The organism is Sporolactobacillus sp. STSJ-5, from assembly GCF_024385605.1.
Taxonomy (GTDB): domain Bacteria; phylum Bacillota; class Bacilli; order Bacillales; family Sporolactobacillaceae; genus Sporolactobacillus.
Window position 1 is genome coordinate 170,658 of sequence record NZ_JANFOJ010000006.1, and the last position, 24,921, is coordinate 195,578.

The 24,921-nt window shown below is 45.0% G+C and carries 23 protein-coding genes; 12 read left to right on the plus strand and 11 right to left on the minus strand.

What is annotated here, in order from left to right; translation table 11 throughout:
* Position 1 precedes the first annotated feature (1 nt).
* The 8 genes from NOM01_RS08080 to NOM01_RS08115 all read left to right on the plus strand — a co-directional run bounded on the left by NOM01_RS08080 (position 2) and on the right by NOM01_RS08115 (position 9,445).
* The gene (locus NOM01_RS08080) at positions 2-994 is read left to right on the plus strand and encodes a LacI family DNA-binding transcriptional regulator (RefSeq protein WP_370645984.1); all 993 of its coding nucleotides are present in this window, start codon (positions 2-4) and stop codon (positions 992-994) included.
* 164 nt (positions 995-1,158) lie between these two features.
* Positions 1,159-2,718: an ABC transporter substrate-binding protein gene (locus NOM01_RS08085; protein WP_255747890.1), complete on the plus strand. Its 1,560-nt coding sequence runs from the start codon at positions 1,159-1,161 to the stop codon at positions 2,716-2,718.
* 73 nt (positions 2,719-2,791) lie between these two features.
* Positions 2,792-3,736, plus strand: a complete 945-nt coding sequence (locus NOM01_RS08090) for an ABC transporter permease (RefSeq protein ID WP_255747892.1) — start codon at positions 2,792-2,794, stop codon at positions 3,734-3,736.
* An 83-nt stretch (positions 3,737-3,819) separates the two neighbouring features.
* Positions 3,820-4,656: an ABC transporter permease gene (locus NOM01_RS08095; RefSeq protein WP_255747894.1), complete on the plus strand. Its 837-nt coding sequence runs from the start codon at positions 3,820-3,822 to the stop codon at positions 4,654-4,656.
* 19 nt (positions 4,657-4,675) lie between these two features.
* Positions 4,676-5,659: an ABC transporter ATP-binding protein gene (locus NOM01_RS08100; RefSeq protein WP_255747895.1), complete on the plus strand. Its 984-nt coding sequence runs from the start codon at positions 4,676-4,678 to the stop codon at positions 5,657-5,659.
* Entirely contained in the window at positions 5,656-6,642 is a 987-nt protein-coding gene (locus NOM01_RS08105; RefSeq protein ID WP_255747896.1) for an ABC transporter ATP-binding protein, read from the plus strand. The genes NOM01_RS08100 and NOM01_RS08105 overlap by 4 nt, the downstream gene beginning before the upstream one ends.
* Entirely contained in the window at positions 6,639-7,334 is a 696-nt protein-coding gene (locus NOM01_RS08110; protein ID WP_255747898.1) for a DUF1028 domain-containing protein, read from the plus strand. The genes NOM01_RS08105 and NOM01_RS08110 overlap by 4 nt, the downstream gene beginning before the upstream one ends.
* Before the next feature lie 2 nt (positions 7,335-7,336).
* The gene (locus NOM01_RS08115; RefSeq protein ID WP_255747900.1) at positions 7,337-9,445 is read left to right on the plus strand and encodes a helix-turn-helix domain-containing protein; all 2,109 of its coding nucleotides are present in this window, start codon (positions 7,337-7,339) and stop codon (positions 9,443-9,445) included.
* 34 nt (positions 9,446-9,479) lie between these two features.
* Here the strand turns inward: NOM01_RS08115 and NOM01_RS08120 are convergent, their stop codons facing one another.
* From NOM01_RS08120 to NOM01_RS08130, 3 genes are all read right to left on the minus strand, one after another.
* The gene (locus NOM01_RS08120; RefSeq protein ID WP_255747902.1) at positions 9,480-10,706 is read right to left on the minus strand and encodes a DUF2075 domain-containing protein; all 1,227 of its coding nucleotides are present in this window, start codon (positions 10,704-10,706) and stop codon (positions 9,480-9,482) included.
* 94 nt (positions 10,707-10,800) lie between these two features.
* Positions 10,801-11,754 carry a peptide-methionine (S)-S-oxide reductase MsrA gene (gene msrA, locus NOM01_RS08125; RefSeq protein WP_255747903.1) on the minus strand — a complete coding sequence of 318 codons (954 nt, stop codon included), beginning with the start codon at positions 11,752-11,754 and terminating at the stop codon, positions 10,801-10,803.
* Positions 11,755-11,913: 159 nt separating this feature from the next.
* A complete protein-coding gene (locus NOM01_RS08130; RefSeq protein WP_255747905.1) occupies positions 11,914-12,636 on the minus strand; it encodes an LbetaH domain-containing protein in 723 nt (240 codons plus the stop codon).
* Positions 12,637-12,987: 351 nt separating this feature from the next.
* Here NOM01_RS08130 and NOM01_RS08135 point away from each other — a divergent pair, with 351 nt between their 5' ends.
* Positions 12,988-15,372 (plus strand): phosphoketolase family protein, encoded by a 2,385-nt coding sequence (locus tag NOM01_RS08135; protein WP_370645989.1) that lies wholly within the window; start codon positions 12,988-12,990, stop codon positions 15,370-15,372.
* Positions 15,373-15,465: 93 nt separating this feature from the next.
* Here the strand turns inward: NOM01_RS08135 and NOM01_RS08140 are convergent, their stop codons facing one another.
* Together NOM01_RS08140 and NOM01_RS08145 are read right to left on the minus strand one after the other, a co-directional pair.
* Complete coding sequence (locus NOM01_RS08140) at positions 15,466-16,296, minus strand: ROK family protein (RefSeq protein ID WP_255747909.1); 831 nt, start codon at positions 16,294-16,296, stop codon at positions 15,466-15,468.
* Between the two features lie 294 nt (positions 16,297-16,590).
* Positions 16,591-16,755 carry a hypothetical protein gene (locus tag NOM01_RS08145; protein ID WP_255747911.1) on the minus strand — a complete coding sequence of 55 codons (165 nt, stop codon included), beginning with the start codon at positions 16,753-16,755 and terminating at the stop codon, positions 16,591-16,593.
* A 175-nt stretch (positions 16,756-16,930) separates the two neighbouring features.
* On the opposite strand from NOM01_RS08145, the gene NOM01_RS08150 reads away from it, so the two are divergent.
* Complete coding sequence (locus NOM01_RS08150; RefSeq protein WP_255747913.1) at positions 16,931-17,452, plus strand: GNAT family N-acetyltransferase; 522 nt, start codon at positions 16,931-16,933, stop codon at positions 17,450-17,452.
* Positions 17,453-17,573: 121 nt separating this feature from the next.
* Here NOM01_RS08150 and NOM01_RS08155 read toward each other — a convergent pair whose 3' ends face one another.
* The 6 genes from NOM01_RS08155 to NOM01_RS08180 form a co-directional block, all read right to left on the minus strand.
* Complete coding sequence (locus NOM01_RS08155) at positions 17,574-17,855, minus strand: hypothetical protein (protein WP_255747914.1); 282 nt, start codon at positions 17,853-17,855, stop codon at positions 17,574-17,576.
* 160 nt (positions 17,856-18,015) lie between these two features.
* On the minus strand, positions 18,016-18,831 hold the full coding sequence (locus NOM01_RS08160) for an ABC transporter permease (protein ID WP_255747916.1): 816 nt from the start codon (positions 18,829-18,831) through the stop codon (positions 18,016-18,018).
* Positions 18,831-19,853 (minus strand): ATP-binding cassette domain-containing protein, encoded by a 1,023-nt coding sequence (locus NOM01_RS08165; RefSeq protein WP_370645992.1) that lies wholly within the window; start codon positions 19,851-19,853, stop codon positions 18,831-18,833. Before NOM01_RS08165 ends, NOM01_RS08160 begins: the two co-directional genes overlap by 1 nt.
* A gap of 253 nt (positions 19,854-20,106) precedes the next feature.
* Positions 20,107-20,607: a shikimate kinase gene (locus tag NOM01_RS08170; protein WP_255747919.1), complete on the minus strand. Its 501-nt coding sequence runs from the start codon at positions 20,605-20,607 to the stop codon at positions 20,107-20,109.
* Positions 20,608-20,614: 7 nt separating this feature from the next.
* Positions 20,615-21,508, minus strand: a complete 894-nt coding sequence (locus NOM01_RS08175) for a prephenate dehydrogenase (protein WP_255747920.1) — start codon at positions 21,506-21,508, stop codon at positions 20,615-20,617.
* Entirely contained in the window at positions 21,505-22,707 is a 1,203-nt protein-coding gene (locus NOM01_RS08180; protein WP_255747922.1) for an MFS transporter, read from the minus strand. Before NOM01_RS08180 ends, NOM01_RS08175 begins: the two co-directional genes overlap by 4 nt.
* A gap of 493 nt (positions 22,708-23,200) precedes the next feature.
* Here NOM01_RS08180 and NOM01_RS08185 point away from each other — a divergent pair, with 493 nt between their 5' ends.
* Positions 23,201-24,145, plus strand: a complete 945-nt coding sequence (locus NOM01_RS08185) for an aldo/keto reductase family protein (RefSeq protein ID WP_255747924.1) — start codon at positions 23,201-23,203, stop codon at positions 24,143-24,145.
* A gap of 141 nt (positions 24,146-24,286) precedes the next feature.
* A complete protein-coding gene (locus tag NOM01_RS08190; protein ID WP_255747926.1) occupies positions 24,287-24,778 on the plus strand; it encodes a hypothetical protein in 492 nt (163 codons plus the stop codon).
* Positions 24,779-24,921 lie beyond the last annotated feature (143 nt).

Here is a 24,921-nt window from a genome sequence, read left to right on the forward strand (position 1 = left end):
AATGAGGAGGATTTCGATTGTGACAGAAAAACCAAAACTAGAAGATGTGGCGAAACTTGCCGGCGTCTCACCGACAACCGTTTCACGTGTGCTCAACAACCGAGGTGCAATCAGTGATAAAACGAGGCGGCGCGTGAATAATGCGATCGAGCAGCTGAACTATCACCCAAATGAAATCGCACGGTCGCTCTTTGTCAGTAAGACACATTTCATAGGGCTCATTTTTCCGACAACCGGACATCCCTTTTATGGTGAACTTGTCTTTCAAATTGAATCTATTTTATCCGACAAAAATTATAAAGTGCTGATTTGCAATACAATGGATCAGGCCGAAAAAGAGAATAAATACTTAAATATGCTTCTCGCCAATCAAGTAGACGGCATGATTGTCGGTGCACATAATATCGGCATTGAAACCTATCAACGTGCGCATCTGCCCATTGTCGCGATTGACCGCAAGGTCTCCGATACGATTACGGTTGTCAGCAGCGATAATTATCAAGGCGGCCGAATGGCTGCGGAGGAACTGCTCCGCCAGGGCCGGACCAAGATTATTCACATTAACAGTGTGATGCAGCGTGAAGCACTGTCCAGCTATCAGCGACGAAAAGGCTACGAAGATGTAATGACGGAGCACGGACTGCCTTTTAAAACGTATACAATGGATCTACCTTTTGATACAGAAGTAAAGAAGCAGATTCTCTCATCAATTTTAGACAAACATCCCGACCTTGACGGCATGTTTCTTGGTGACGATATAACTGCGGCTATTGCATTGAGCATGGTCAGAAAACGGGAAAAAGATATTTTCATTGTCGGGTATGACGGAACGGAAACGATCACGACCTGTCTGCCTGAACTGACAACCATCGTTCAACCCATTCGATCCATGGCTCAATTAGCCGTCGATCTGCTCTTAAAAGAAATCAATGACGATTTCAATGATATTAAGAAAAATTACGTTTTGCCGGTGACTCTTAAGCGAGGGGAATAGCACTGATCACCTCACTATCTGTACTTGTTAACAAATTTCAACCGTTTTTTTGGGATATATCCCAAAAAACGGTTTTTGTTTTTTGGTGAATTTTCTGTATAATTCGTATTTTTACTCATCTATAATTTAGATATCAAATTTTTATAGAGGTGGCGTTTAACTCAATGAAGAAGTTGTCGTTCTTAATGTGTTTCTTGCTTTTATTCGGTATCTTAACCGCATGTTCCTCAAGCAATACGTCCAGCGGCGGTACAAGCACATCCAAGTCTGATCAAAAACCCGTATATGGCGGAACACTGACTATTGCCGATCTTAATGACGCAAAAGGGCTCGATCCGCATAAAGAAACCAACGCTCAATCATTTCATTATATTGAAAATATGTATGACACACTCTTTCAATACAAGAAAGGCAAATACGGTGTGATTGAAAAAGATCTTGTGAAGGATTACAAAATTTCGAAAGATGGAAAGATCTACACGCTGCATCTTTATAACAATGTTAAGTTCCACAACGGCGATCCGCTGACATCAAAGGATGTTAAGTATTCGATTAATCGAATTAAAAAAATGGGTGTACGCGCGCAGCAATTTGAGGCTGTAAGCTCCATCCAAACACCGGACAAAACAACCGTAGTCATCACATTGAAACAAGCGGTAGCCCCATTCCTGACATTTCTGGCTAATCCGATGAACGCAATCGTTAACCAAAAAGTGGTTGACGCACACGGAGGAAAGCTTGATCAGACTGACGCTGGAAGCGGTCCTTTTAAACTGGTTTCATGGAAGAAAGATCAAGAAATGGTCCTTGAAAAGAATAAATCCTACTTTAAAAAGGGACTGCCTTATTTGAACAAAGTTGTTTTCAAAGCTATTCCCGATGATACCGGCCGTACAACAGCCATTCGAAACAAGGAATTGAACATTGATCTCCAACTGTCGTCCAAGGACAAGCTGCTACTTCAGAAATCTCCAGGCATTAATGTGAAATCTGTAACCGGAACCTACTGGGAATACATTGGCTTAAACGTTACAAAAGGACCGTTAAAAAATAAGGATGTACGCGACGCAATCGCTTGGGCTGTTGACCGGGACGCACTGAACAAACAAGTGAAATTCGGTCAAGCAACACCGCTTACAGGTGGACCTATTCCTCCGGGACACGCTTATTATGCCAACTTGAATACGTACAACAAACGAGATGTCTCAAAGGCTAAACATCTGCTTGCCGATGCAGGTTATCCGAAAGGGTTCTCGGTCACATTGAAAGTCGGTCAAACTCAGGATCAAATCGACGCTGCGCAAGTCGTAAAGGCCCAACTGAAAGATGTTGGCATCAAGGTTAAAATTCAGCAGCAGGAAGACAGTGTATTCTTCAATGCTTTAGGTAAGAAACAATTTGAAATGACGATTGTAGGCTGGGTTGGGTTTGTAGATCCGGATGAATTTTTCTACAATATTTTCCATACAGGCGGCGCTTACAATCAACAAGGCTACTCAAATAAGAAGGTTGATCAGCTGCTTGATGAAGGACGCGTGACCATGGATCAGACAAAACGCAAACAAATTTATGAACAAGCACAAAAATTGATCGTGGAAGATGCGCCAATGGTATTCCTTTATGCCAACAATCAGTCTTCTGCCATGACAGATAATGTTCATGGATTCGATGTGAATCCAACCGTTACAACAAAGTCGCTTGAAAGTACTTGGTTGAGCAAATAATTATAATTTCCACCTGGAAAAGACAAGAAATCAACTTGTCTTTTTCATACATAAAAAAATCAGAGGCGGGCTTATGGGTAGATATATACTTCATCGATTGATTATCGCTGTTCCTATATTAATTGGCATTTCGATTCTGACCTTCTTTCTTATTCGTCTGGTTCCGGGAGATACAGTCACAGCCATGCTTGGAACGAATTATAACCCTGAACAGGCGGCTCGGCTTCGAGCACAAATGGGACTGGATAAGCCGGTCATTATCCAATACTTTATTTGGATCGGCCATGTGCTTTGTGGTAATCTCGGTTATTCTTCATTTACCGATCAGCCGGTGTTGACTGCTCTGCTGCAGCGTCTGCCTGTAACATTGGAGCTTGCCCTGCTCAGCGTTCTTGCCGCCCTGCTTATTTCCATACCGCTAGGCATCTGCGCCGCGTCCAAAAGAGGTACAGCCGCCGATTATGGTTCCGGTATTCTGGGTATGTTCGGCATTTCAGTCCCTAACTTTTGGCTCGGTACATTGCTTATCCTAATCTTTTCATTACATCTGCACCTGCTTCCATCCAGCGGTTTTCAATCGCTGAGTAAAAGCGTGCCTGGAAACCTTCTTTCCATGATCATGCCGGTGATTGCACTGGGAACAGCGGTCGGAGCAGTTACAATGCGATCGACGCGATCAGCAATGCTCGATGTCCTTGAAGAGGACTACATCAAGATGGCAAAAGCGAAGGGCGCGGGGAACTTAAGAATCATCTGGAAGCATGCACTGCGAAATGCCATGGTCCCGGTCGCAACGATCGTCGGCATTCAAATCGGTTACCTGCTCGGCGGCTCAGTGATCATTGAACAGATTTTCGGCTTACCGGGAATCGGTCAGCTTGCACTTCAGGCGATTTCCAACCGCGACTACAGTCTGCTCCAAGGAACAATCCTGTTTGTCGCGCTTACGTTCATTGTGATCAATCTTGCTATCGATGTCATCTACGGGTTGATAAACCCAAGAATTCGTTATAAATAAATGCAAAAAATAAGTCCTTCCAGACGGACGACTTGCAGTTAATGCTAAATCAGCACTATGTAAGTGAAATGGGGTAATGATGCATGATAAAAATTTGGGATCGATTTCGACATAATCCGGCGGCAGTAGGCGGTCTGCTGTTTATTCTTTTGTTGATCGCCTCCGCTCTATTAGCAAAACAAGTGGCCCCGCAAAGCCCGTACGCAATGAGTACAACAGCTCGTTTGACCGGCCCCAGTGCCGTGCATTGGTTCGGTACCGATCAATTTGGCCGAGACATTTTCAGCAGAATAATTTATGGATCGCGCATTTCCCTTCAAGTGGGCATCATCGCCGTTGGTTTTTCTTTTGTGTTAGGCACGCTCATGGGCGTTATTGCCGGGTATGCAGGCGGATGGATTGATCAGATCATTTCACGAATTACTGATATACTCTTTGCCTTGCCTGATATTCTTCTTGCGCTGGTCATCATGGCTATTCTTGGTCCAAGTCTGAATAATCTAATGCTTGCCATCGGTATTGTCTATACACCGATCTTTTCCCGTATTGCGCGAGGAGCTGTTTTAAACATCAGGGACTCTTTGTTCATCGAGGCAGCCTATTCAATGGGGGTCAAGCAGTATAAAATCCTGCTGCGGCACCTGCTGCCAAATATCTTATCCCCGCTGATCGTACAAATTACGCTTTCCTTTGCTTTTGCAATATTAGCTGAAGCTTCACTGAGCTTTCTAGGACTCGGCGTCTCTCCGGATACCCCATCATGGGGAATCATGCTGAGCAGCGCTAAGGATTGGATGGAATTGTCCTGGTGGACCGCAGTCTTCCCAGGGCTCGCGATCACACTCGCTGTCCTGAGTTTCAACGTCGTTGGGGACGGCTTACGTGATGCACTTGATCCGAGAATCAACAATGGACAATGACAGATTGGAGGAAACAGAAATGGATGATCTGCTTCTTGATGTACGGAATCTCAAGGCATATTTCAAAACAAACAAGCGAACCGTCAAGGCAGTCGATGACCTTTCCTTCACCTTAAAAAGAGGAGAGATTCTCGGGTTGGTTGGAGAATCAGGTTGCGGAAAAAGCACGACGACGCAAGCGCTTCTCAGACTAATCGGCTATCGAAAAAATGAACATTTGGAAGGCGAAGCTTTTTTTGAAGGTGAGGATCTTATTCAGAAAAGTGATAAACAAATGCAGAAAATTCGCGGAAATAAAATCGGCTTTATTGCCCAAAATCCAATGTCATCACTGAATCCGGTCTATACAATCGGCAATCAAATTGCAGAGGTACCACAGATACATCAGCGCACCTCGAAAAATAAAGCATGGTCAATTGCTTTAAAAATGCTGCAAAAGGTGGGCATTCCGGATCATGAGACGCGCGCCAAGCAATTTTCACATCAATTCAGCGGTGGCATGAAGCAACGGGCCGTGATTGCCATGGCGCTAGCCGACAATCCTTCATTGCTTATTGCCGATGAACCGACTACAGCGCTTGACGTGACCATACAAGCACAGATTCTTGATTTAATGGTCAAGCTCAGAGATGATACTCAGGCCGGCATTTTATTGATTACCCATGACCTTGGCGTTGTTGCAGAAATCTGTGACCGCGTTGCTGTTATGTATGCGGGGAAAATTGTGGAACAGGCGCCTGTGGCTGCACTTTTCAATAATCCCCTGCATCCTTATACGAAGGGATTGCTGGCATCCATTCCGAAAATTGGTTCAAGAAAAAAGCTAATCCCAATCAGCGGCCATCCGCCTAACTTGTATGAGCAGAATGCAGGCTGTCTGTTTAAAGACCGATGCCCCTTTGCATTTGATAGATGTCAGCAGGTATACCCCGATCTGCATAGATCAGCGGAGGATCATCACGTAGCATGCCATCTACACAGTGAGGGGATGAATTCCATTTGAATTCACAAAAAAAAGAGTTAATCAGAGTCAGCAATCTAAAAAAGTCTTTCGCAATTAATAAAGGTTGGCGGCGGAAGAACGCGCAAGAAGTCAAAGCAGTTGATGACGTTTCATTTTCTATTTTCGAGGGTGAAACGCTTGGCCTCGTCGGAGAATCAGGTTGCGGAAAATCAACGACCGGCCGCTTAATCTTGCAGCTTCTCGCGCCTACCGCGGGCACGGTCTCCTTTGACGGCCATGATTTGACTAAACTGTCAAAACATGACCTATGGAGACGGCGACGAGATTTACAGCTTATCTTCCAGGATCCTTATTCTGCATTGAATCCAAGAATGACCATTAATGACAGTCTTAATGAACCGCTCAAAGCGTATGGTGAAAACAGCAAGAATAGAAAGAAGACTATTAATCAATTAATAGATGCAGTTGGGATTCCTTCACAGTATCTGAACCGATATCCACATGAATTTTCTGGTGGGCAGCTTCAGCGAATCGGCATCGCACGCGCACTTGCATTAAAACCTAAATTCGTTGTTGCCGATGAACCGGTCGCCTCGCTGGACATGAGTATTCAAGCACAAATTCTGAACCTCATGACGGATCTTCAAAAAGAATTTAATTATACTTATTTATTTATTTCGCATGATTTAAGTGTCATCGACTACATGAGCAACCATATCGGCGTCATGTATCTTGGAAAAATGGTAGAATTAGCAGATCGGGATTCACTTTATCGAACACCGCTTCATCCTTATACTCAGGCTTTACTTTCGGCAATTCCAATCGCAGATCCAAACCGGGCAAAAAATAAAATCATGCTTAAAGGAGAAATTCCAAGTCCTGTTGATCCGCCATCCGGATGCCGTTTTCGAACACGATGTCCCTTTGCTAAAGATATTTGTGCAACAAAGAATCCCGAATGGGTTGAACTAGAGAAAGATCATTATGTTGCATGTCACATTGTACAGGAGGCGCGACAATGACTTATTCCATTGTGGCGAAGTGTAAAGAAACAGGATTATTCGGAGCGGCAGTGACTTCATGCTTTCCCGGGATTGGCGCCTATTCGCCGACGATAAAAGCCAACATCGGTATTATCGCTTCGCAAGGCTGGGTCAACCCTGCTCTCGGTCCGATTGGAATGACCTATTTGGAGGAAGGAAAGACCGCCAACGAAACGTTAAATACACTGCTGATGAAAGATCCGGGAAGAGAGCTGCGTCAGCTCATCGTTATGGATCATTTCGGTAATAGTGCCGTCTATACCGGTGTTGAAAACGATGATGCCAAGGGCCATATCATCGGGGATCAATTTGCTGTTCAAGGAAATATTCTTACCAGCCTTGATGTTCTTTACGCCGTGGCGGAAACCTTTGAAAATACAAAAGGTCCGATTCAGGAACGTTTACTTGCCGCTATGCTCGCAGGAGACAAAATTGGCGGTGACTCACGTGGAAAACAAGCAGCGGCGATAAAAGTTGCTGCCGAAGAAGGGTTCCCATACGTGGACTTTCGCGTCGATGATTCTCCGGAACCTGTTCAAGAACTGTACTCAATTTATAAAAATAATAAGCATGTCTTAATTGACCAATATTATGAGTGGGTCAATGCAGTAAAGGCAGGGATTAAGCTTGAGGATCACCAGGCATCCATGAACAAAGAAAGAGGAATATAAATTTGACGTTCAAACACAGCAACTCAGAACAACAGCATAGCCGCCACTATTTCAATGAGCTGCTTAGAGAGTGGTCTGTTCATTTTCAATTGGAACACCTTTCACTATGGGAATGCCTAAACAAACAAAGTTATTGCATCTGGGTTGTTGATTCAAAATTTTTCAAAAAGACAGACACAGAAAGAGCAAGCCATTTTTCTGTAACTGAAAATTATGTTGTTACCTTTATTGCCGACAAACCGGAAGCTTTCCTCGCTCATTTGCGTAAACAAAGGCACTGGTTGCCGATTTTGTTTGAATCCGCACTTGCCTCACAGCAATATGCTATTAATCGGACACTATGGCGCGAACTGACAGATGATCTGGTCTCTGTTTTCGATGGTTCCTTTTATGAGAAACTATTAAACATACTGATTGATAGCATTCCAAGTGCCGATTCCGGCTTGTTCCTGCTCTATAATCAACGGACACGCAAACTCGCCGTCCGATCAGGAATTGGTTTTGATCAAGAATATTACCAGAAGATCCAGATTGCTCCAACCGAATCGATTGCGGGTACGACGTTCACCAAACAAGAGTTACTTGTCTTCAATGATGAAGGTGCGCTGTGCAAAGGGATGGAATCACTTTCTCCGGATAATAAACGCTTGCTGATACAAGCGAACAAAATGAGCCAGCCTCCTCATGCCGTGCTCTCTTTTCCGATCATTAATGATGGCCGGACACTCGGTGTCGTCGTCCTCCAAGGATCCAGCGACAAGGCTTGTTTCCCACATGAAGTCGCGACAACCATGTACCACATTATGGATTATGTATCCCTTTTGTTTGGCCGTTATCAGAATCACCGTGACACCCAAAAAACGAAACGTGAACTTGAGATTACCTACCGGGCGCTCCGAACTGAGCATAAGCAACTGCAGAAAACTCTTGATTTGTATAATATCTTGACAACACTAATCCGTAATAACAAAGGGATTAAAGAAATTATGCGCGCCATGTACGAAATGACGCTTACGCCCATCACTTATTATGATGAGTTGCTTCTCCCGATCGCTTCATGTGGGACGAATAATAGCCATGTACTGCCGGAAAACTTTCTGAAAACAAGAGAAGCACGCTACTCCATCCGTGTAAAAAAATGGCAGCTTCTCAAATTGGACCACGAAAACCTTCTTCTGATTATTCCTGTCGTTGGTGCAGAGAAAGTAATTGGCTTTCTCTGTGCCTGGATTAATGTACAGACATTCAATGACAGTGATCGAACCCTTTTGGAATACAGCGCGTCCATTCTTGGGCTGGAATCGATGAAAAGACAGGCCATTGATAATACGAAACGACAATTGTTCGGTGATATTTTCGAGCAAATAATTTCGAATAATTTTAATGAAACGATGCTTCAGCAAGCTAAAAATCTGGATTTAAACGAAAAAGATTTTTACACCGTTTTGGTCTGCGAATACGGACATGATGTTTCGTCAAGCATTAATGAAAAGTTTGCGAGCGAAGCCTGCATGAAGTGGCTTGAGCAAGCAATGAGAGAAATGAGCATCAAGGGGCTGGTTACTCACCGGAGAGGCAACATAGTCGCCTTTCTTTCATTTCCATCGGAGTCCGATAAACGCGCCATCGATCAGAAATTGACACGTTTCTGCGCACGCATGAATCAATTTCCGTCCCATATAAAAGTCGGAATTGGCCGTCTTGAACTGGGCTTTATTCGGATTAATCAATCCTATAATGATGCGAAGCAGTGCATCCGTCTGCTCCACAAAAAGAAAAGCGGAAAAATTTATCGCTTCTCAAGCGGCGGCATTGATCATTTGCTGATGAACCACGATTCTGATGAACTGCATTTATTTGTTGATGATCATCTTGGGTTGCTTCTGGAATACGATGTGCAAAAAAACAAAGACTTGCTTCACACACTCTTTGTCTATTTGGAAAACAATCGTAACCTGCAAAAAACAACAGAAGCGCTTTCAATTCATCACAATACCCTCTACTACCGAATCAGTCAAATCGAGCAGATTTTGTCCGTCAAGCTCTCCAGCACAGAGGATTGGATGAATTTGGCGATGGCTTGGAAAATCTATCAATTTTTGCATGACTGAGTACAAAAAAGAAGCTGTTAAATCCCCTTGTTTCTCATTTCTGCAGCTCCGCCAATCTGCGTCTCAGCCCTGGATCGCTTGCATAGATGTACAAGCCGTGGACAGCCCGCGTCATCAGGACATTTATGGAGTTCAGTATGATTTTTTCTTTAATGCCATCAAGATTTTTCAGATCGTCTCGTTTTACAAACGCAGCGCCGTCCTCATAGTTTTCGGTACGAATTTCGATTCGATCTTCGTGTTCGTCATAGGACACCGATGGACCGAGGATGACACCGGCATAGTTCAGGTCGAAACCTTGAATGGTATATACCGAGCCAACCTCATCAATCGTATCGGCGCGTTCCGCCCATGCCTGCTTTTCTGTCGGCTTCGAACGGTCCCACCGCACATGAAAATTCGGTTCGTCGATATAATAATCGCTGCCGTCTAAGGCATACGGATAGTCATAGGTTGCGATCAATCGTGAAAGATGGTACTGACTGTTTCGTGCCTTGATGATCTGGTACAGTTCGCCGGCATCCTGAAAAATGCGAAAATCAAAGTCTTGCTTCTTAGGAAGCGGTAAAACTTCTTTATGTACAAATGCATGAATCCAGTTAAGAACATCCTTATCGGCGCGCATGCGGAACTGATCAGTCAAATAGAAAATTTCGTGCGGAACACGCCTCATGAATTCCTGAACCCTGCTTTCATCCCAATAGCTTTTCAGTTTCAGTACTTGTTTTTCATCGAAGACCATGATCACTGTGCGGCTGCACTTTAAAATCTCTTCAAGCTGATTGTCCTGATTAAACCGGTTGTAGCGATCACTCTTGGTCAGGAGAAGGTGAGTCTCGTCAATCAGCACCACATCCGCGCGTTTACCGGATTTCTGCATTTGATTAATAAATGATGTAGGCCTTATAAAGTCTTTTTTTCGAACACTCGGAAGTTGCTCGGCGATTTCCTTGTACAATTTGATCATTTCCGAATGATTGACAATCAAGTAATTATTGGTATGCGTGAGCGAATCATCGGCACCTCCTGCTCGTGCCGCCGTCTGGATTTCATTGAACACCGAATTGAGCACGACGCTCTTTCCAGTTCCCGCATCCCCCTGTATTATAAACAAGGCGGTTTGGTCATTGGATACATGTGCTCTGCAGAAGTCCATAATCCTTTGTTTCAGCTCCAGTTGCTGTTCCGAAAGTTTTTTAAATGGCGAAAGCTTAAATACCGCCTGGTTATGATCCTGTTGGTTCTTGTTCCTCTGCAGCATTGATTAAACGCCCCTTTTTTCCAATACTTTTCAGTGTAGACGTTTTTTCATCAGAAAAAAAGAGCAGCCTCAAGACCACTCATTGCGCATCATTCTATTTAAAAAACGCTAAATATTCACCGTAACCTTCCACCTCCAAGTCTTCTTTTGGAATAAATCGCAACGCGGCGGAATTAATGCAAAAACGATGTTTCGTCGAAACAGACGGCTCAGGGAACACATGCCCTAAATGCGAATCGCCAAGTTTGCTACGTACTTCATTGCGATGCATGAGAAAGCTGTTGTCCGGAACCGTTACGATACGGTGCGTGCTGATTGGTCGGGTGAAGCTCGGCCAACCGCAGCCGGCATCATATTGATCGGTGGTTGAAAATAATGGTTCGCCGGAAACAAGATCCACATAGATTCCGGGACTTTTATTGTCCCAAAATTCATTGTGAAACGGCGGTTCCGTTCCTTTTTTCTGTGTCACTTTATACTGAAGCGGCGTCAGCTTTTCCTGTAACTGTTTACGATCTTTTTTTACGCTCCAGTGCTTCGCAATAAAATCCTCCCGCCCGGAGTTCTGGCGATAAAGCTTATAGCTCATCGGATCCTTGCGATAATAATTTTGATGAACGTCCTCTGCTGGATAAAAAGGTTCTGCCGGAACAATTTCGGTCACAATCGGTTTCCGAAAGCGCCCGCTTTCCTCAAGTGCTTTTTTGGACGCTTCGGCAAGTGCCTTCTGTTCATCACTATGATAAAAAATAGCTGTACGATACTGACTGCCCCGATCATGGAACTGTCCCTTGCGATCGGTAGGATCAATCTGCTGCCAGTACAGCTCAAGCAGCTTAGCGTATGGAAAAACATCCGGATCAAACGTAATCTGGACCGCTTCGGCATGCCCGGTTTTTCCATAACATACTTCACGATAGGTCGGATTCTCCACATGGCCGCCGGTATAGCCGGACACGACGTCAACGATGCCCGGCTCCTGATCAAAGGGCTGCACCATGCACCAAAAACACCCGCCGGCAAATGTCGCCTTTTCCGTTCGACTCATCTAAATCACCTCATAATTGAAATCGGTTTCTTTATTAATTATTATATCATCCCCAAGGGCAAATCAAGAAATACGGGGCCAGGAGGTGTCGCATCCGTCACAAAGCGCGCAAAAAAAAGCGCTCCGCGGGAGAACGCTTCTCTTTACTTTCAGTTTTATTTACGGCTTCAGCTTCATTTTCTTGTTCGGTGTAAGGTTAAGTTCCTTGCCGCCCATCGATACTCGTGTTTCTTTTGGAATAAATCCGTGGGCGCGCGTCAATGGGAACACCCATGTATACGGCCCGATGCACGTTCCAGGTAAGGTTGCCGAATTGGCACCGATTCGGCTGAAATCGCCAAGCACACAACCGAAGAAATCAGTATCAAACTTTGTATACGTATCGCCGACCTTGACCCCGATGATACCCTGATCAAAACGCCTATTTGCAATAATCGTACCGGAACCGACACGTGCGCCTTGTCCAATGACCGAGTCGCCGGCAAACGTGAAGCTCTGTACCTTAGCACCGTTGCTGATAATTGCATGCTTCACTTCGCAGCCATGGCCGATCACACAGTTATTGCCGATCATCGTATACGGACGAATCAGCGCCCCGGACTGAATTGTGACGTTTTCGCCGATAATGACCGGTCCTTCAATGGTGACTTGCGAATGAATTTGTGTCCCCTTGCCGATCGAATAATTGCCGTGCAGATAGCTTCCCTCAGCAAGTTCTCCGTCATTCTTTTTCAGATTGTTGTTTTCCACACGTTGCTTTATAATTTCCGTCGCCTTTTGCAATGCTTCCCAAGGATACTCAACCCCTTGGAAAACTTCCGGAACGTAGAAGCTATCCATATTCTCAAAGAAATAGCTAAGCTTCAATTGTTCTTCACTCATGCTCATAACCTCCATTGCTTATGTTGAGATCTGTCTGCCATCTGTATTTTTAATAAGTGCGGTCATCAGAGCGTCCACGCCTATTGCTGCCTTGAATCACTTAACGGATCCTTCTCCATTATATCCATAACACGATATGTTTCACAGTGCTTTCATTGATAAGGCCAAGTACGCAGAAAACCAAACAGGAATCTGCTTCCCATTTAGCGAAAATAGACTTATGGTAAGAATAAAGCATTCCATGAATTAACCAGCATTTACTTATTTTTTTATCCCGCTTGACGAACACTATACTATCCGCACTATTGTACCAGTCAAACTTATTCCCGCTTTTGAAAGGAGCCGCGTATGATGAATGAATCAGTAGAAAAAATAGTGGACTACTCTTCTGAATCCTATCTGGATAAAGTTGATAAATACTGGCGTGCCGCGAACTATCTGTCCATCGGTCAAATTTACTTAAAAGACAACCCGCTGCTTGATCGGCCGATTGTGCCAAGCGACATTAAAGTTCATCCGATTGGACATTGGGGAACGATCTCCGGTCAAAATTTTATCTATGCCCATTTGAATCGAATTATTAACAAGTATGATGTGAACATGTTCTATATTGAAGGACCCGGTCACGGCGGACAGGTTATGGTTTCGAATGCCTATCTTGACGGCAGCTACAGTGAAATTTATCCGAATATCTCGCAGGATAAAGCAGGTATGCAGCGTCTTTTCAAACAATTTTCCTGGCCGGGCGGTGTTGCGTCGCATGCCGCTCCCGAAACCCCCGGATCCATTCACGAAGGCGGCGAACTCGGCTATTCCATTTCACACGGCGTCGGTGCCATTCTGGATAATCCGGATCAAATCGCTGCTGTCGTAGTGGGTGACGGTGAGGCTGAAACAGGACCTCTTGCCGCCTCGTGGCACGCAAACCATTTCATTAACCCAATATACGACGGCGCTCTTTTGCCGATTGTCTATATTAATGGGTATAAATTAAGCAATCCGACCCTGTTTTCCCGAACTTCCGATGAGGATTTAAGAAGCTATTTTGAGGGATTGGGTTGGGATCCTTACTTTGTCGCAGGCAGCGATCCGCAAGCCGTTCATCCGGCCATGGCAAAAGTGCTGGACCAAGCCCTTGAAAAAATTAAAACCATCCAGAAAAATGCCCGAGATCATAACGATGCAGCTATGCCAAAATGGCCGGTCATCATCTTCCGAAGCCCTAAAGGCTGGACGGGACCGAAGATGTGGGAAGGCAAGCCTGTTGAAGATTCTTTCCGGTCTCATCAAATTCCCATTCCGGTTGACCAGCATCATTTGGAGCATGTGGATGCACTGATTCAGTGGCTGAAATCTTATAAACCGGAAGAACTGTTCAACTCGGACGGTTCCTTAAAAACTGAGATTGCTTCGATCATTCCTAAAGGAAACAAGCGGATGGCGGTCAATCCGATCACGAACGGAGGAATCGAACCGCGAGCGCTTCGCCTGCCGGATTATCGTCATTATGCGGTCGACATCCGGGAACGAGGCAGTCAAGTTACTCAAGATATGATTATCTTAGGGAAGTATGTCCGAGATATCATCCCGCTCAATCCGCATAATTTCCGCATTTTCGGTCCTGATGAAACGGCATCTAATCGGCTGACATCTATTTTCGAAGTCACAAGCCGACAATGGTTGGGTGAAATTGATGAGCCTCGCGATGAATTCGTCGCGCCTTCCGGTCGGGTATTGGATGCACAGCTCTCCGAACATCAAGCCGAGGGCTGGCTTGAAGGATACATTTTGACCGGCCGTCATGGATTTTTTGCCAGCTATGAAGCGTTCCTGAGAGTTGTGGATTCGATGCTCACACAATATTTCAAATGGCTGCGCAAATCGAGTGAACTTGCTTGGAGAAAGTCGTGTCCATCGTTAAACCTTATTGCTTCTTCAACGGTTTTCCAGCAGGATCACAACGGCTACACACACCAGGATCCGGGACTGCTCTCGCATCTCGCTGAGAAAAAGCATGAATATATTCGTGAATACCTTCCGGCAGACGCCAATACACTGCTCGCCGTCGCGAATAAACTGTTCCGGAGCCGAGACAAGATTAATTTAGTCGTGGCCTCGAAGCACCCGCGGCAACAATGGTTTTCCATTGATGAGGCCTCCGAATTGGTCGATAACGGATTGGGAATTATCGACTGGGCCAGTACCGATCAAGGAACAGAGACCGATCTCGTTATTGCAAGCTCCGGCACCGAACCGACACTGGAGAGTCTCGCCGCCATTCAATTGCTGCACCATGCTTTCCCTGAAATGAAAATTCGCTTCATTAATGTGGTGGATTTGTTGAAGCTGAAAAGTCCTAGAAAGAGTCCGAGAGGATTAACGGATGAAGCATTCGATCACTATTTTACAAAAAACAAACCAGTACTTTTTGCTTTTCATGGCTATGAGGACTTAATCGAAGATCTGTTCTTTGGCCGTCACAACACAAACCTGACCGTACACGGCTATCGTGAAAATGGAGATATTACAACACCGTTTGACATGCGCGTGCTGAACCATTTGGATCGGTTCCATCTTGCCAAAACGGCAATTATGCTGCAGCCGAGCTATGCAGAGAAAGGCGATGCGTTCATTGCGCAAATGGATCGCATGATCGCCAAGCATAATCGCTACATCCGCGAGGAAGGTGCAGACCTTCCGGAAGTAGTGAATTGGGAATGGACACCGTTAGACTGACAACTTCGCCGGCAAATTTAAGATCATCATTTGAAACTCCCTCCTTCACCGGTTTAGTACCGGTCTAGGAGGGATTTTTGCATGCAAACCTATTTATTTTTCCAATTGATTTTTCGCCAGCAAAAAGCCGCCGATAATTCCTGCCTGATCGTTAAGTCCAACAGGCTGGATGTAGTTTTCTAAGTCAGGCAGATCCACATAGTCGTTAAGCATGTTCTTAAAATGCGCTCTGATCAGCTGAAATATCTGCTTCTGTTTCATGAGCCCGCCTCCCAGAATAATCCGTTCCGGACGCAGAACAAGTGTGTAACTAATCAGTGCTTGAGCAAGGTAATAAGCTTCAAGCTCCCAGACTTCGGACCGTTCGGCAAGATCAACACCCTTTTTCCCCCAACGCTTTTCAACTGCCGGACCGGAAGCCATCCCCTCCAGACAATCCTTGTGAAACGGACAATTTCCCTCATAGTTATCGTCCGGATGGCTGTATGCATTCAGAATTTTGCCTTGATTGACAAAGCCTCCGCCGATCCCGGTACCGATCGTCAAATACAGACAGCTTTTCGTACCCTTGGCGTTCCCCAAAACATACTCAGCATAGCCTGCCGCATTCACGTCCGTATTCCACGCGATCGGCACTTCATAATGACTGCTCAGATTCCCGACAAAATTAAAATTTTTCCAATGGGGTTTCGGAGTTGATGTAATATACCCGTAGGTGTTCGAATCCTGGTTAACATCAATTGGGCCAAAGGAACCGATACCGACCGCATCGAGTTGAAACTGATCGAAAAAACGAAAAATCGGCTTCATCGTTTCTTCCGGTTTCGTTGTCGGAACTGTAATCGTGTCGATGATATTCATTTGATGATCACCGATCGCCGCGATAAATTTTGTTCCGCCTGCTTCAATTGAACCTAATACCATATGCTCCACTCCCAAATGAATTTGTCATCACTCGATTACAAAGAAGCAGCCCCGATGTCGCACCAAGGCCGAATTCTTTATTTTTCTCCATACTACACGAGAAGCCTCTCACTTTTTTGATCACCACTGGTTACTTTGAGTACTGTGGTCCTACTTTTCGTTTTAAGTTTACCGTATCAAGGAGAAAAAGCGTAACTATTTAGGCTCGGAGCATCGCAAATCATATGTATACGTGATTAATACGTCTCACGTTCATTGTTTGGCCCATAATAAAAGTAAAGATCTTAGTGACCTTCATTTTTGATTCCTTTTCTGCTTCTGTGTCAGCATGACCGTTATGATCGCCGATACAAGGATGCCTGACACAAGGCACGGATACACAGCTTTAAAAACCAAACCTGTAATCATCCCTCCGATGACCCCAATACCCAATATTGTTGCACGCTCTTTTTTATCCATGTTCATTCCTCCATTTTTATTAGCAGCACATTGCCTTTATTTATTGTGTCATCTTTCAACGATTCCCTTGTTAAACACTAGTGTATTAATTGCCTCTTGTTGAACCTGTATCCTATAATGAGCATACATAGATTTTTTTGCAACAGGAGTATGAATTGCGATAGGGGGACCACGTTTGACTACTTATTTACGTAAGGCAACAAGCCATGATTTTCCTGAGATTAAAAAGATTATTGATGAGGCTAAGCTCTTATTGAAGGCTGATGGAATTGATCAATGGCAGGACGGATACCCAGACGACGCAACCTTGAAAGAGGATATCGCCCAGGAGATCAGCCATGTGCTCATCGTTGACGGACGAGTTGCAGGTACCGGAGTTCTTTTTGCGAAAATAGAACCTGCCTATGAGGCCATTGAGTCCGGCTCTTGGATTCAAACGAGTGCATCCTCATATGCATCCATTCATCGAGTAGCGCTCTCTCCTGATTATCGCGGCCGTCATTTGGCTTCTTCGCTCATGACATTTCTCATTACTGCCGCTGCACTGAATGGCCATACTGACATCCGCATTGATACGCATCCTGAAAATCCCCGCATGCAGCATGTCATCAAGCAAGCAGGATTCGAGTATCGCGGCGTTGTTCATTTGGATATGCCGAACGGAAAACGATGGGCCTACCAGTTGGTATTAGCTTAATCTGTAAGACAGGAACATGACAAAAGAGCAGATCGCCTCGTGCAGATCTGCTCTTTCAATATGGAAATCGCGAATAGTTTTCCAAAAACAAGTAGTGACATTCTCTCAACTGCTTTCGGAATTATCTCGTGAACATCCATTTCACTAATTTCCAGATAGCTACAATGATCAAAATGATCAATAACCATTTCAGCATAAACCCGAAAAAGAGAAATAAAATCAGTGCAAGAATACCGACCGCAATCCACGCAAAGGCTGTAATTAACGCGCCGCCAACCACGATAAGCACGACAAAAACAATAATCGCTGCAATGAATCCAAAGATCATTCCCATTTTCATTCGTTCCTTTCGTGACACATTCGTAAGCCCTGTACGAGCTTGATCAGCGAAAAAATAATCCATTACTTATGCAGATCTAAGTCTATATGCTTACTATAATGCACGGCTGGAGTTTTGATAATGAGCGTGAGGCGGGGAATTCGCTACGCCTTAAGACTTATTTTCACGGATTCCATCACCGGCATATAAATGAATCAAATGATCGCAGGTTTAAAAATTAAGTTCAAGTACGGCGCATGTACGCGCGAACGGTAAGCGGAGCAAAAACAATTACAATAACTGCCGCACCGATAAGCGTCAATGCAAAATCCCAACCGAAGCTTCCGGAGTTCGTCAAATGCCGAACTGCTGTAATTAAATGCGAAACCGGATTGATGTCTGCAAACCATCGGAGCCAGCTCGGCATTGTTTTGACCGGTACAAACGCATTGGAAAGAAACGTGAGCGGAAACAGTACCAGCATTGAGATGCCCTGTACGCTTGAAGCCGTTCGCGCGATCACACCAAAAAACGCAAAGATCCAGCTGATTGCCCAGGAGCACACAATGACAAGAAGAGCGGCAAGTATGACATTTCCCAAGCCTCCGTCAGGACGGTAGCCCATGATATACCCCATGGAGAACGTGAGTACGGTCGCAATGGTATAGCGGATCGTATCCGCCAGCAGAGCTCCGGCAAGTGGGGCGATACGCGCGATCGGCAGCGACTTAAATCGATCGAATACGCCTTTATCCATATCCTCACGCAGCTGCACCCCTGTAACGATTGATGTCGTGATGACTGTCTGCACGAGGATGCCGGGAATAATAACCGGTAGATAGCTTTGTACATCTCCGGAGATTGCTCCGCCAAAGATATACGTAAACATCAGTGTAAAGATAATGGGTTGAAGTGTGACATCGAATAATTGCTCGGGTGTGCGCCGAATTTTCAATAATCCTCTGTAAGCCATCGTTAATGAATTGCGAAAAGTCTGTCCAAGGCTGGTGTTATTTTTCAGCCGGCGTTCGGATACCGGTGTAATGGAAGCGTTCTTCATCACTTAACCTCCTCGTTCATTTTTTTTCGTGCGTCCGTCTCCTCTGATGCGTCCTCCTTAACCCCATGACCGGTGATGGTCAGAAAAACCTCGTCGAGGGTCGGTTTCTGCACACTCATTTCAGCCAGCTTGATTCCGGCTGCCCGAAGTGCAATAAGAAGATCGGTAACCTTGTCTGCGTCAGCCATTGGTGCGGTGATCTTAGCGCCTTCCGGTGAAACGGCGGAATGAACACGAAGCACCTGTTCAACAGTCCGGCGCACAAGCTCAGTATCTTGAGACTCCTGGATTCTCAATTGCAGCGATGAGCGACCGATTGAGGCTTTCAGCTCATCTGCTGTACCTTCCGCAACGACTCGCCCGCGATCAATGACCGCGATCCGATCCGCCAGTTCATCTGCTTCCTGCAAGTACTGCGTTGTCAAAAGCACGGTTGAACCTGTCTTGACCAATCGGCGAATGGTGTCCCACATTTGATTGCGCGTCCGCGGATCCAGTCCTGTTGTCGGTTCATCCAAAAAAATGAGCGGCGGCTGGGCGATCAGGCTTGCTGCCAGATCGAGGCGGCGCCGCATGCCTCCTGAAAAATTTTTTAACGGACGTTTTGCAGCTTCTGTTAAGCCAAATTCTTCAAGCAGTTCTGCTGATTTATGCTTTGCTTCTGCACGTCCTAGGCCAAGCAGCCGAGAGAAAATTACCAAGTTCTCAGTTGCTGTGAGCGATTCATCAACCGAAGCATACTGTCCTGTTACTCCGATCAATTGACGTACAATCTGTGGCTCCTTGACCACATCGTATCCGAATATTTTTGCCGATCCTGCATCAGGTCGCAATAAAGTAGCAAGCATTTTAATTGTTGTGGTTTTCCCTGCTCCATTTGGCCCGAGCACACCATAAATAGCTCCCGGCCTCACATTAAGATTGACGCCGTTAACAGCATAGTTGCTGCCAAATTTTTTGACTAATCCTTGCGCTTCAACGGCCCATTTGCCATTGACTGGCATGTTTTTATTTACGTTCATGTTCATTCCTCCTCTTTTTCCTACTATAATTGGAATCCAGATTTTTTATAATGAACGCGCGACGGGAATGATCTCCACCTACAGACGGATTTTTTATCGCTTGTTCTTTAAAATCAGATGATAGCGGCTATTAATGAACGGAAGATGAACGCAAAAACAAACTCACGTGCAGCAAATTCCTTATGATCACTTATTGTATAAAAAAGAAGCAAGATCATGAGATTCCTGCTTCTTTCTAGACCATGTATGAGGTTCACAACCTAATGCTTTGTTGAATTTCATTCACTATTTGTTCCGGAGACTTATCATCTGTGACGATGACCAAATCAGCCGATTGTTCATAATAGTGTCTTCTGCGCTGATAGAGATCTTTCAATGCTTCGGTGCCCTTCCGAACAAGAGGACGTGTTTGATCGCCGTTCAATCGTTCGATAATTGACTCAAAGGAGGTTTTTAAGTAAATCACCGGAGCTTCATTTTTCCCGAGCAGTTGTTGATTTTTTTCACTTCCGATTGTTCCGCCGCCCGTTGATAAAACGCCGGATTGACCGAGAGCCGCCGACAAGAGTTCTGTCTCCAGCGCTCTAAAATAGGCTTCCCCATGCTCGGCGAAGATCTGATTTATTGTTTTTGATGCATGCTGCACGATAAGATCATCCAGATCAAGATGCCTTCGATGCGCACCATTTGCCAGCAATTTGCCTATCGTCGTTTTTCCGCTTCCCATAAAACCTGTCACTATTGCTTCCACCATTTTTTTATCACCTGAAACGATCTGAATTATATGTTTTATCTTGGTCTAAGGTTGTTCGGATCGCCTTCGCCTGACGAAAATAGCGGCAGATGTATTCCATATCACCCTTTTGAAGTGCCGTTTTCATTTCATCAAGATAAGATTCAAAACGCTCAATATCTTCAATCAGTATGTCCGAATTACTTTGCAAAATGGCTGTCCACATCTGTGGATCGGATGCGGCAATCCGCGTCGTGCTTTTAAATCCGCTGCTTGCATACTGGATTGGGAAATGCATTTGCTCCGCTTCACACTTTGTCCGATTAACGAGACCTGCCGCAAGAATATGCGGGAGATGGCTGAGCTGACCGACTATTCGATCATGTGCTTCCGCTGATAACTGTTTCCAGCAGACGCCCAATCCGTTTAATAGTTCTTTTATTTGTCCCATGGCCTGCTCGCTCATTATATCCTCGTCATGCGGAATCAGGAAATAATTTGCCTCCTGGAACAGATCCGAACGTGCGGCATGGATGCCGCTTCGCTGCGAGCCTGCCATCGGATGCCCACCGATAAATGATATTCCTTGATGTATAAGCGGTTCCGAATACTCCATGATTTCCTTTTTTGTACTTCCGACATCCGTGACGATAGCGCCTCTCTTTAACTTAAGCTGTGACAATACGTTCAGATGCGTGAGGATTAAATCGACCGATGTCGCAAGAATGATGAAATCTGCTTGCCTCGTAATATCTTCTAACGTATCGCAGCCATCATCGATAATGCCTTGTACTTTGGCAAATTCAAGAGATGCCCGATTGGTATCAACTGCATAAATTTTAGCATTCGGCCATTGCTTTCTGATCCCCATCGCGAGCGATCCGCCGATCAGACCTAACCCGTCAATAACGATCGTTTTCATCGGACCAGAACGGCCTTCTGATTATCCGCTGTTTCCATGAGACGATGACCAATCATACATAAGACGAAAGAAAAGAGGGCGATCACACCGTCCGCACGCATGACGGCGGCAAAACTGTATTGAGAGAGCATACCGGTAATAATCGGGATCGTAAATGAAGCAAGACTGCCAAAAGAAAAATAAATACCTGTTATCTTTCCTTTTTTCTCCGGGAAAAGCTTGCCGAAAATATTCAAACCCACCTGCATGACACCGCCTGCGGCTGTCATACCGAAAAAGAACGAGCAAAGCGTAACGAGCATTGCATTACCGGAAAAACAAATGACAAGCAGGATCAGAAATGAAAGGCCATTCAAAATCGCTACAAATCTCATTTCATCAGTAATCCGGTGGAGCAAAATAAAGATTAACAGCACACCCGTGATTGATCCTATGCTGTAGAGCGACAAAAGAAAATGTGCAGAAAAATTGCTCATGTGCAGAACGCTAACGCCGAATAAGGTAATCCATTGCGTAAAGAGAATCATCATCGCCATGGAACAATATCCGTATAACGAGAGAATGATGAACAAGCCAATTCGTGCCCGCGAAATCCTCACTGCTCTCGTATTCGATGCTGCCTGACTTTTTTCCTGATACACTCGTTCCGGGAATCGAAGTTTAATCAGCATCAGCAGATTGATCAGAACAATTGCTCCAACGAAAAGAAAAATAATGCCGTACCAGCCATTGATGCTTTCATTAAAGGCAATCATGATCGGCAAGATGAATTCCCCAATCGACATTGCTGCTTTAATCAGAATATTGGCTGACCCATTTTCTCCCTTTAATTCAAGAAATGTAGGGTAAGTTCCGGAATCCAGTGCGGAGTTAGCAACACCGAGGAGTATCGCTAGTAAATAAGCAATCTTAAAATCAGTGGTCACTGCCATGCCGAAAAGAGCAACCGCGTAGCTGATCATACCAAAGGCAATGAATGTTTTCCGTCCGTATTTGTCAGACAATGTGCCTAAAATGTAATACGCAAGCAAACGTCCGATTCCGATGCCGGAAACGACATAGGAAACCGTCGCGAGCGGCGTCTGCCAGCTCTCCGCCAATGCCCTCATGTTCTGCGTCAGGATGATTAAGCCCATTCCATGCACCAAATAATTCAGGTACAACACACTTTTCAAACGTAGATGCCTTGCGTTCTCCATCTTTTCCTCTCCTATCCCTTATCTATAATGAAAAATAAAAACCAGCCAATAGCGATCCGGCTGGTTTCGAGAAATCTCAAGATAATGCTGAAGCTTTCTGACCAGTCGGGTTTTCTGCCTTACTGCATCCGGCTGGTGCTGTATTATTAGCTCCCCAACTCTAGATACAAACGAATGACTCGTTCGTACACAGAGGGGTACGAACGACTATCTAAAGTAATAGAAAGTATAATAATACCAGTCTTTCGTCTTCAGCTGGTTCATCATCTTCGAGATCCTTTCTGTTTAAGGTTGTTTTTTATTATATCATGGCCAATTAAAATAGCAACCGAAAAACAGAGCTATTGCCAAACGGACATCCGAATCAATCGTTGCACATACTAGCTTTTTGTTCCCCTATTGTTTGACGCTTACAAATGCGCAAGATTATCATAGAACTATACGTTGCAGCATACACACAACGATAATTAAATATGGCTTGAGGAGGGTTTCCATGAACTATCGTCGTCTTGGCAACACAGGTCTTAAGGTCAGCACCGTCAGTCTCGGCAGCTGGCTAACTTACGGTGGCTATGTCGCCAACGAAAATGCAGTGAATACGATTCTAAAAGCTTATGATCTCGGCATTAATTTCTTTGATACGGCAAATGTCTATATGCGCGGAGAAGCGGAAAAAGTGGTTGGCAAAGCAATCAAAGCCTTTCCCCGCGAATCAATCGTACTCTCAACAAAAGTCTACTTCCCAATGGGCGACGGACCGAATGACCGCGGTCTGTCTCGTAAGCATATCATGGAGCAAGCGAATGCCAGTCTAAAACGACTGGATGTCGATTACATCGATCTGTACTACTGCCACCGCTTTGATAACGAAACACCAATTGAAGAAACCTTGCGCGCGTTCGATGACCTGATCCACCAGGGCAAAGTCAACTATATCGGCGTCAGCGAATGGACCGCAGCTCAGATCACCGAGGCCGCGCAGATTGCCGATCAGAAATTGCTCAATCATTTTGTCGCCAATCAATCGAAGTACAATATGCTCGCACGAGAAATTGAAAAAGAAGTCATTCCCGCGAGTCAGGCACATGGAGTCAGCCAAGTATGCTGGTCTCCGCTCGCTCAGGGTGTTCTGGCCGGAAAATATACGTCGATTAGCGATTTCCCATCCGGAAGTCGGGCAGCTGAAAACAAAGGCGGTATCCGAGAGTATTTGACGGAAGATAACTTGAATAAAGTTGCTGAGCTTAAGAAAATCGCTGCCGAACTTGGCATCAGCATGGCTCAGTTGGCACTCGCCTGGATTCTTCGTCAAGACAACGTTGCCAGTGTCGTTGTCGGCGCCAGCAGGCCCGACCAAATCGTGGATAACGCTAAGGCGGCTGATGTCGCACTTAATACAGAAACATTAAATCAAATTGAAAACATACTGAATCCTTAACAGGACAAGCAGGCTGACCAACCGTGTTCAGAAATCTGAACACGGTTTTTTATGCCCTCAAGCATTCAATTACGAATCACCGATTCGGGCCATTGTCATAGTGTAGATTGAATAAATCTGCAGAGAATCCGGGTGATTTAAATGAACATTAACTGGCAATCCTTTCAAGGCGTGGTCACAATGATCAGTGATTTTATGATCGGACCAAGCGAAGAAGGTCAGGGCTGTTACAAACTATTTACCCTAGAAAATCATTCCGGTACCGTAAATTTTGTCGTATCGCCTACGACCTACTTTGTGGATCATGTCCGAGTAGCCGTGGGCGACAGGATCACGGGTTATTATGACGGAAACGTACCTGTTCCACTGATTTATCCTCCACAGTATCGAGCGCTCATCATCGTTAAAGATGATCCGAATCAAAATGTCAAAGTCGATTTCTTCAACGATCATCTTCTGAGCAGTGACGGACAATTAATCTTGACACCGGCACCTTTTACACAAATTTTACTAACAAATGGACAGTATTTTTCGCACAATCCCGCCAATCGGAATTTAATTGTGATTTATGGTCCCTCGACAAAAAGTATCCTCGCACAGACCACGCCCTACAAAATCATCATCTGGTGCTAACGTTGCAAGAAAAGCCAGGCAAAAACCGCCCGGTCCTTCATTAAGTAACGAGTAAAATAAGCGGAGATTTTCCGGTTATATGCACCATGGCGCTAGTTTTGCCTGTAAATAAGGGTAATTTTTCCGCTTATTCAGAGAAAAAA

Excerpts from the sequence above, each read along its gene's own strand:
- NOM01_RS08080 (WP_370645984.1), top strand. The coding sequence starts at position 2 with ATGAGGAGGATTTCGATTGTGACAGAAAAACCAAAACTAGAAGATGTG.
- NOM01_RS08085 (WP_255747890.1), top strand. The coding sequence starts at position 1,159 with ATGAAGAAGTTGTCGTTCTTAATGTGTTTCTTGCTTTTATTCGGTATC.
- NOM01_RS08090 (WP_255747892.1), top strand. The coding sequence starts at position 2,792 with ATGGGTAGATATATACTTCATCGATTGATTATCGCTGTTCCTATATTA.
- NOM01_RS08095 (WP_255747894.1), top strand. The coding sequence starts at position 3,820 with ATGATAAAAATTTGGGATCGATTTCGACATAATCCGGCGGCAGTAGGC.
- NOM01_RS08100 (WP_255747895.1), top strand. The coding sequence starts at position 4,676 with ATGGATGATCTGCTTCTTGATGTACGGAATCTCAAGGCATATTTCAAA.
- NOM01_RS08110 (WP_255747898.1), top strand. The coding sequence starts at position 6,639 with ATGACTTATTCCATTGTGGCGAAGTGTAAAGAAACAGGATTATTCGGA.
- NOM01_RS08120 (WP_255747902.1), bottom strand. The coding sequence starts at position 10,706 with ATGCTGCAGAGGAACAAGAACCAACAGGATCATAACCAGGCGGTATTT.
- msrA (WP_255747903.1), bottom strand. The coding sequence starts at position 11,754 with ATGAGTCGAACGGAAAAGGCGACATTTGCCGGCGGGTGTTTTTGGTGC.
- NOM01_RS08130 (WP_255747905.1), bottom strand. The coding sequence starts at position 12,636 with ATGAGTGAAGAACAATTGAAGCTTAGCTATTTCTTTGAGAATATGGAT.
- NOM01_RS08135 (WP_370645989.1), top strand. The coding sequence starts at position 12,988 with ATGAATGAATCAGTAGAAAAAATAGTGGACTACTCTTCTGAATCCTAT.
- NOM01_RS08140 (WP_255747909.1), bottom strand. The coding sequence starts at position 16,296 with ATGGTATTAGGTTCAATTGAAGCAGGCGGAACAAAATTTATCGCGGCG.
- NOM01_RS08145 (WP_255747911.1), bottom strand. The coding sequence starts at position 16,755 with ATGGATAAAAAAGAGCGTGCAACAATATTGGGTATTGGGGTCATCGGA.
- NOM01_RS08155 (WP_255747914.1), bottom strand. The coding sequence starts at position 17,855 with ATGGATTATTTTTTCGCTGATCAAGCTCGTACAGGGCTTACGAATGTG.
- NOM01_RS08160 (WP_255747916.1), bottom strand. The coding sequence starts at position 18,831 with ATGAAGAACGCTTCCATTACACCGGTATCCGAACGCCGGCTGAAAAAT.
- NOM01_RS08165 (WP_370645992.1), bottom strand. The coding sequence starts at position 19,853 with ATGAACGTAAATAAAAACATGCCAGTCAATGGCAAATGGGCCGTTGAA.
- NOM01_RS08170 (WP_255747919.1), bottom strand. The coding sequence starts at position 20,607 with ATGGTGGAAGCAATAGTGACAGGTTTTATGGGAAGCGGAAAAACGACG.
- NOM01_RS08175 (WP_255747920.1), bottom strand. The coding sequence starts at position 21,508 with ATGAAAACGATCGTTATTGACGGGTTAGGTCTGATCGGCGGATCGCTC.
- NOM01_RS08180 (WP_255747922.1), bottom strand. The coding sequence starts at position 22,707 with ATGGAGAACGCAAGGCATCTACGTTTGAAAAGTGTGTTGTACCTGAAT.
- NOM01_RS08185 (WP_255747924.1), top strand. The coding sequence starts at position 23,201 with ATGAACTATCGTCGTCTTGGCAACACAGGTCTTAAGGTCAGCACCGTC.
- NOM01_RS08190 (WP_255747926.1), top strand. The coding sequence starts at position 24,287 with ATGAACATTAACTGGCAATCCTTTCAAGGCGTGGTCACAATGATCAGT.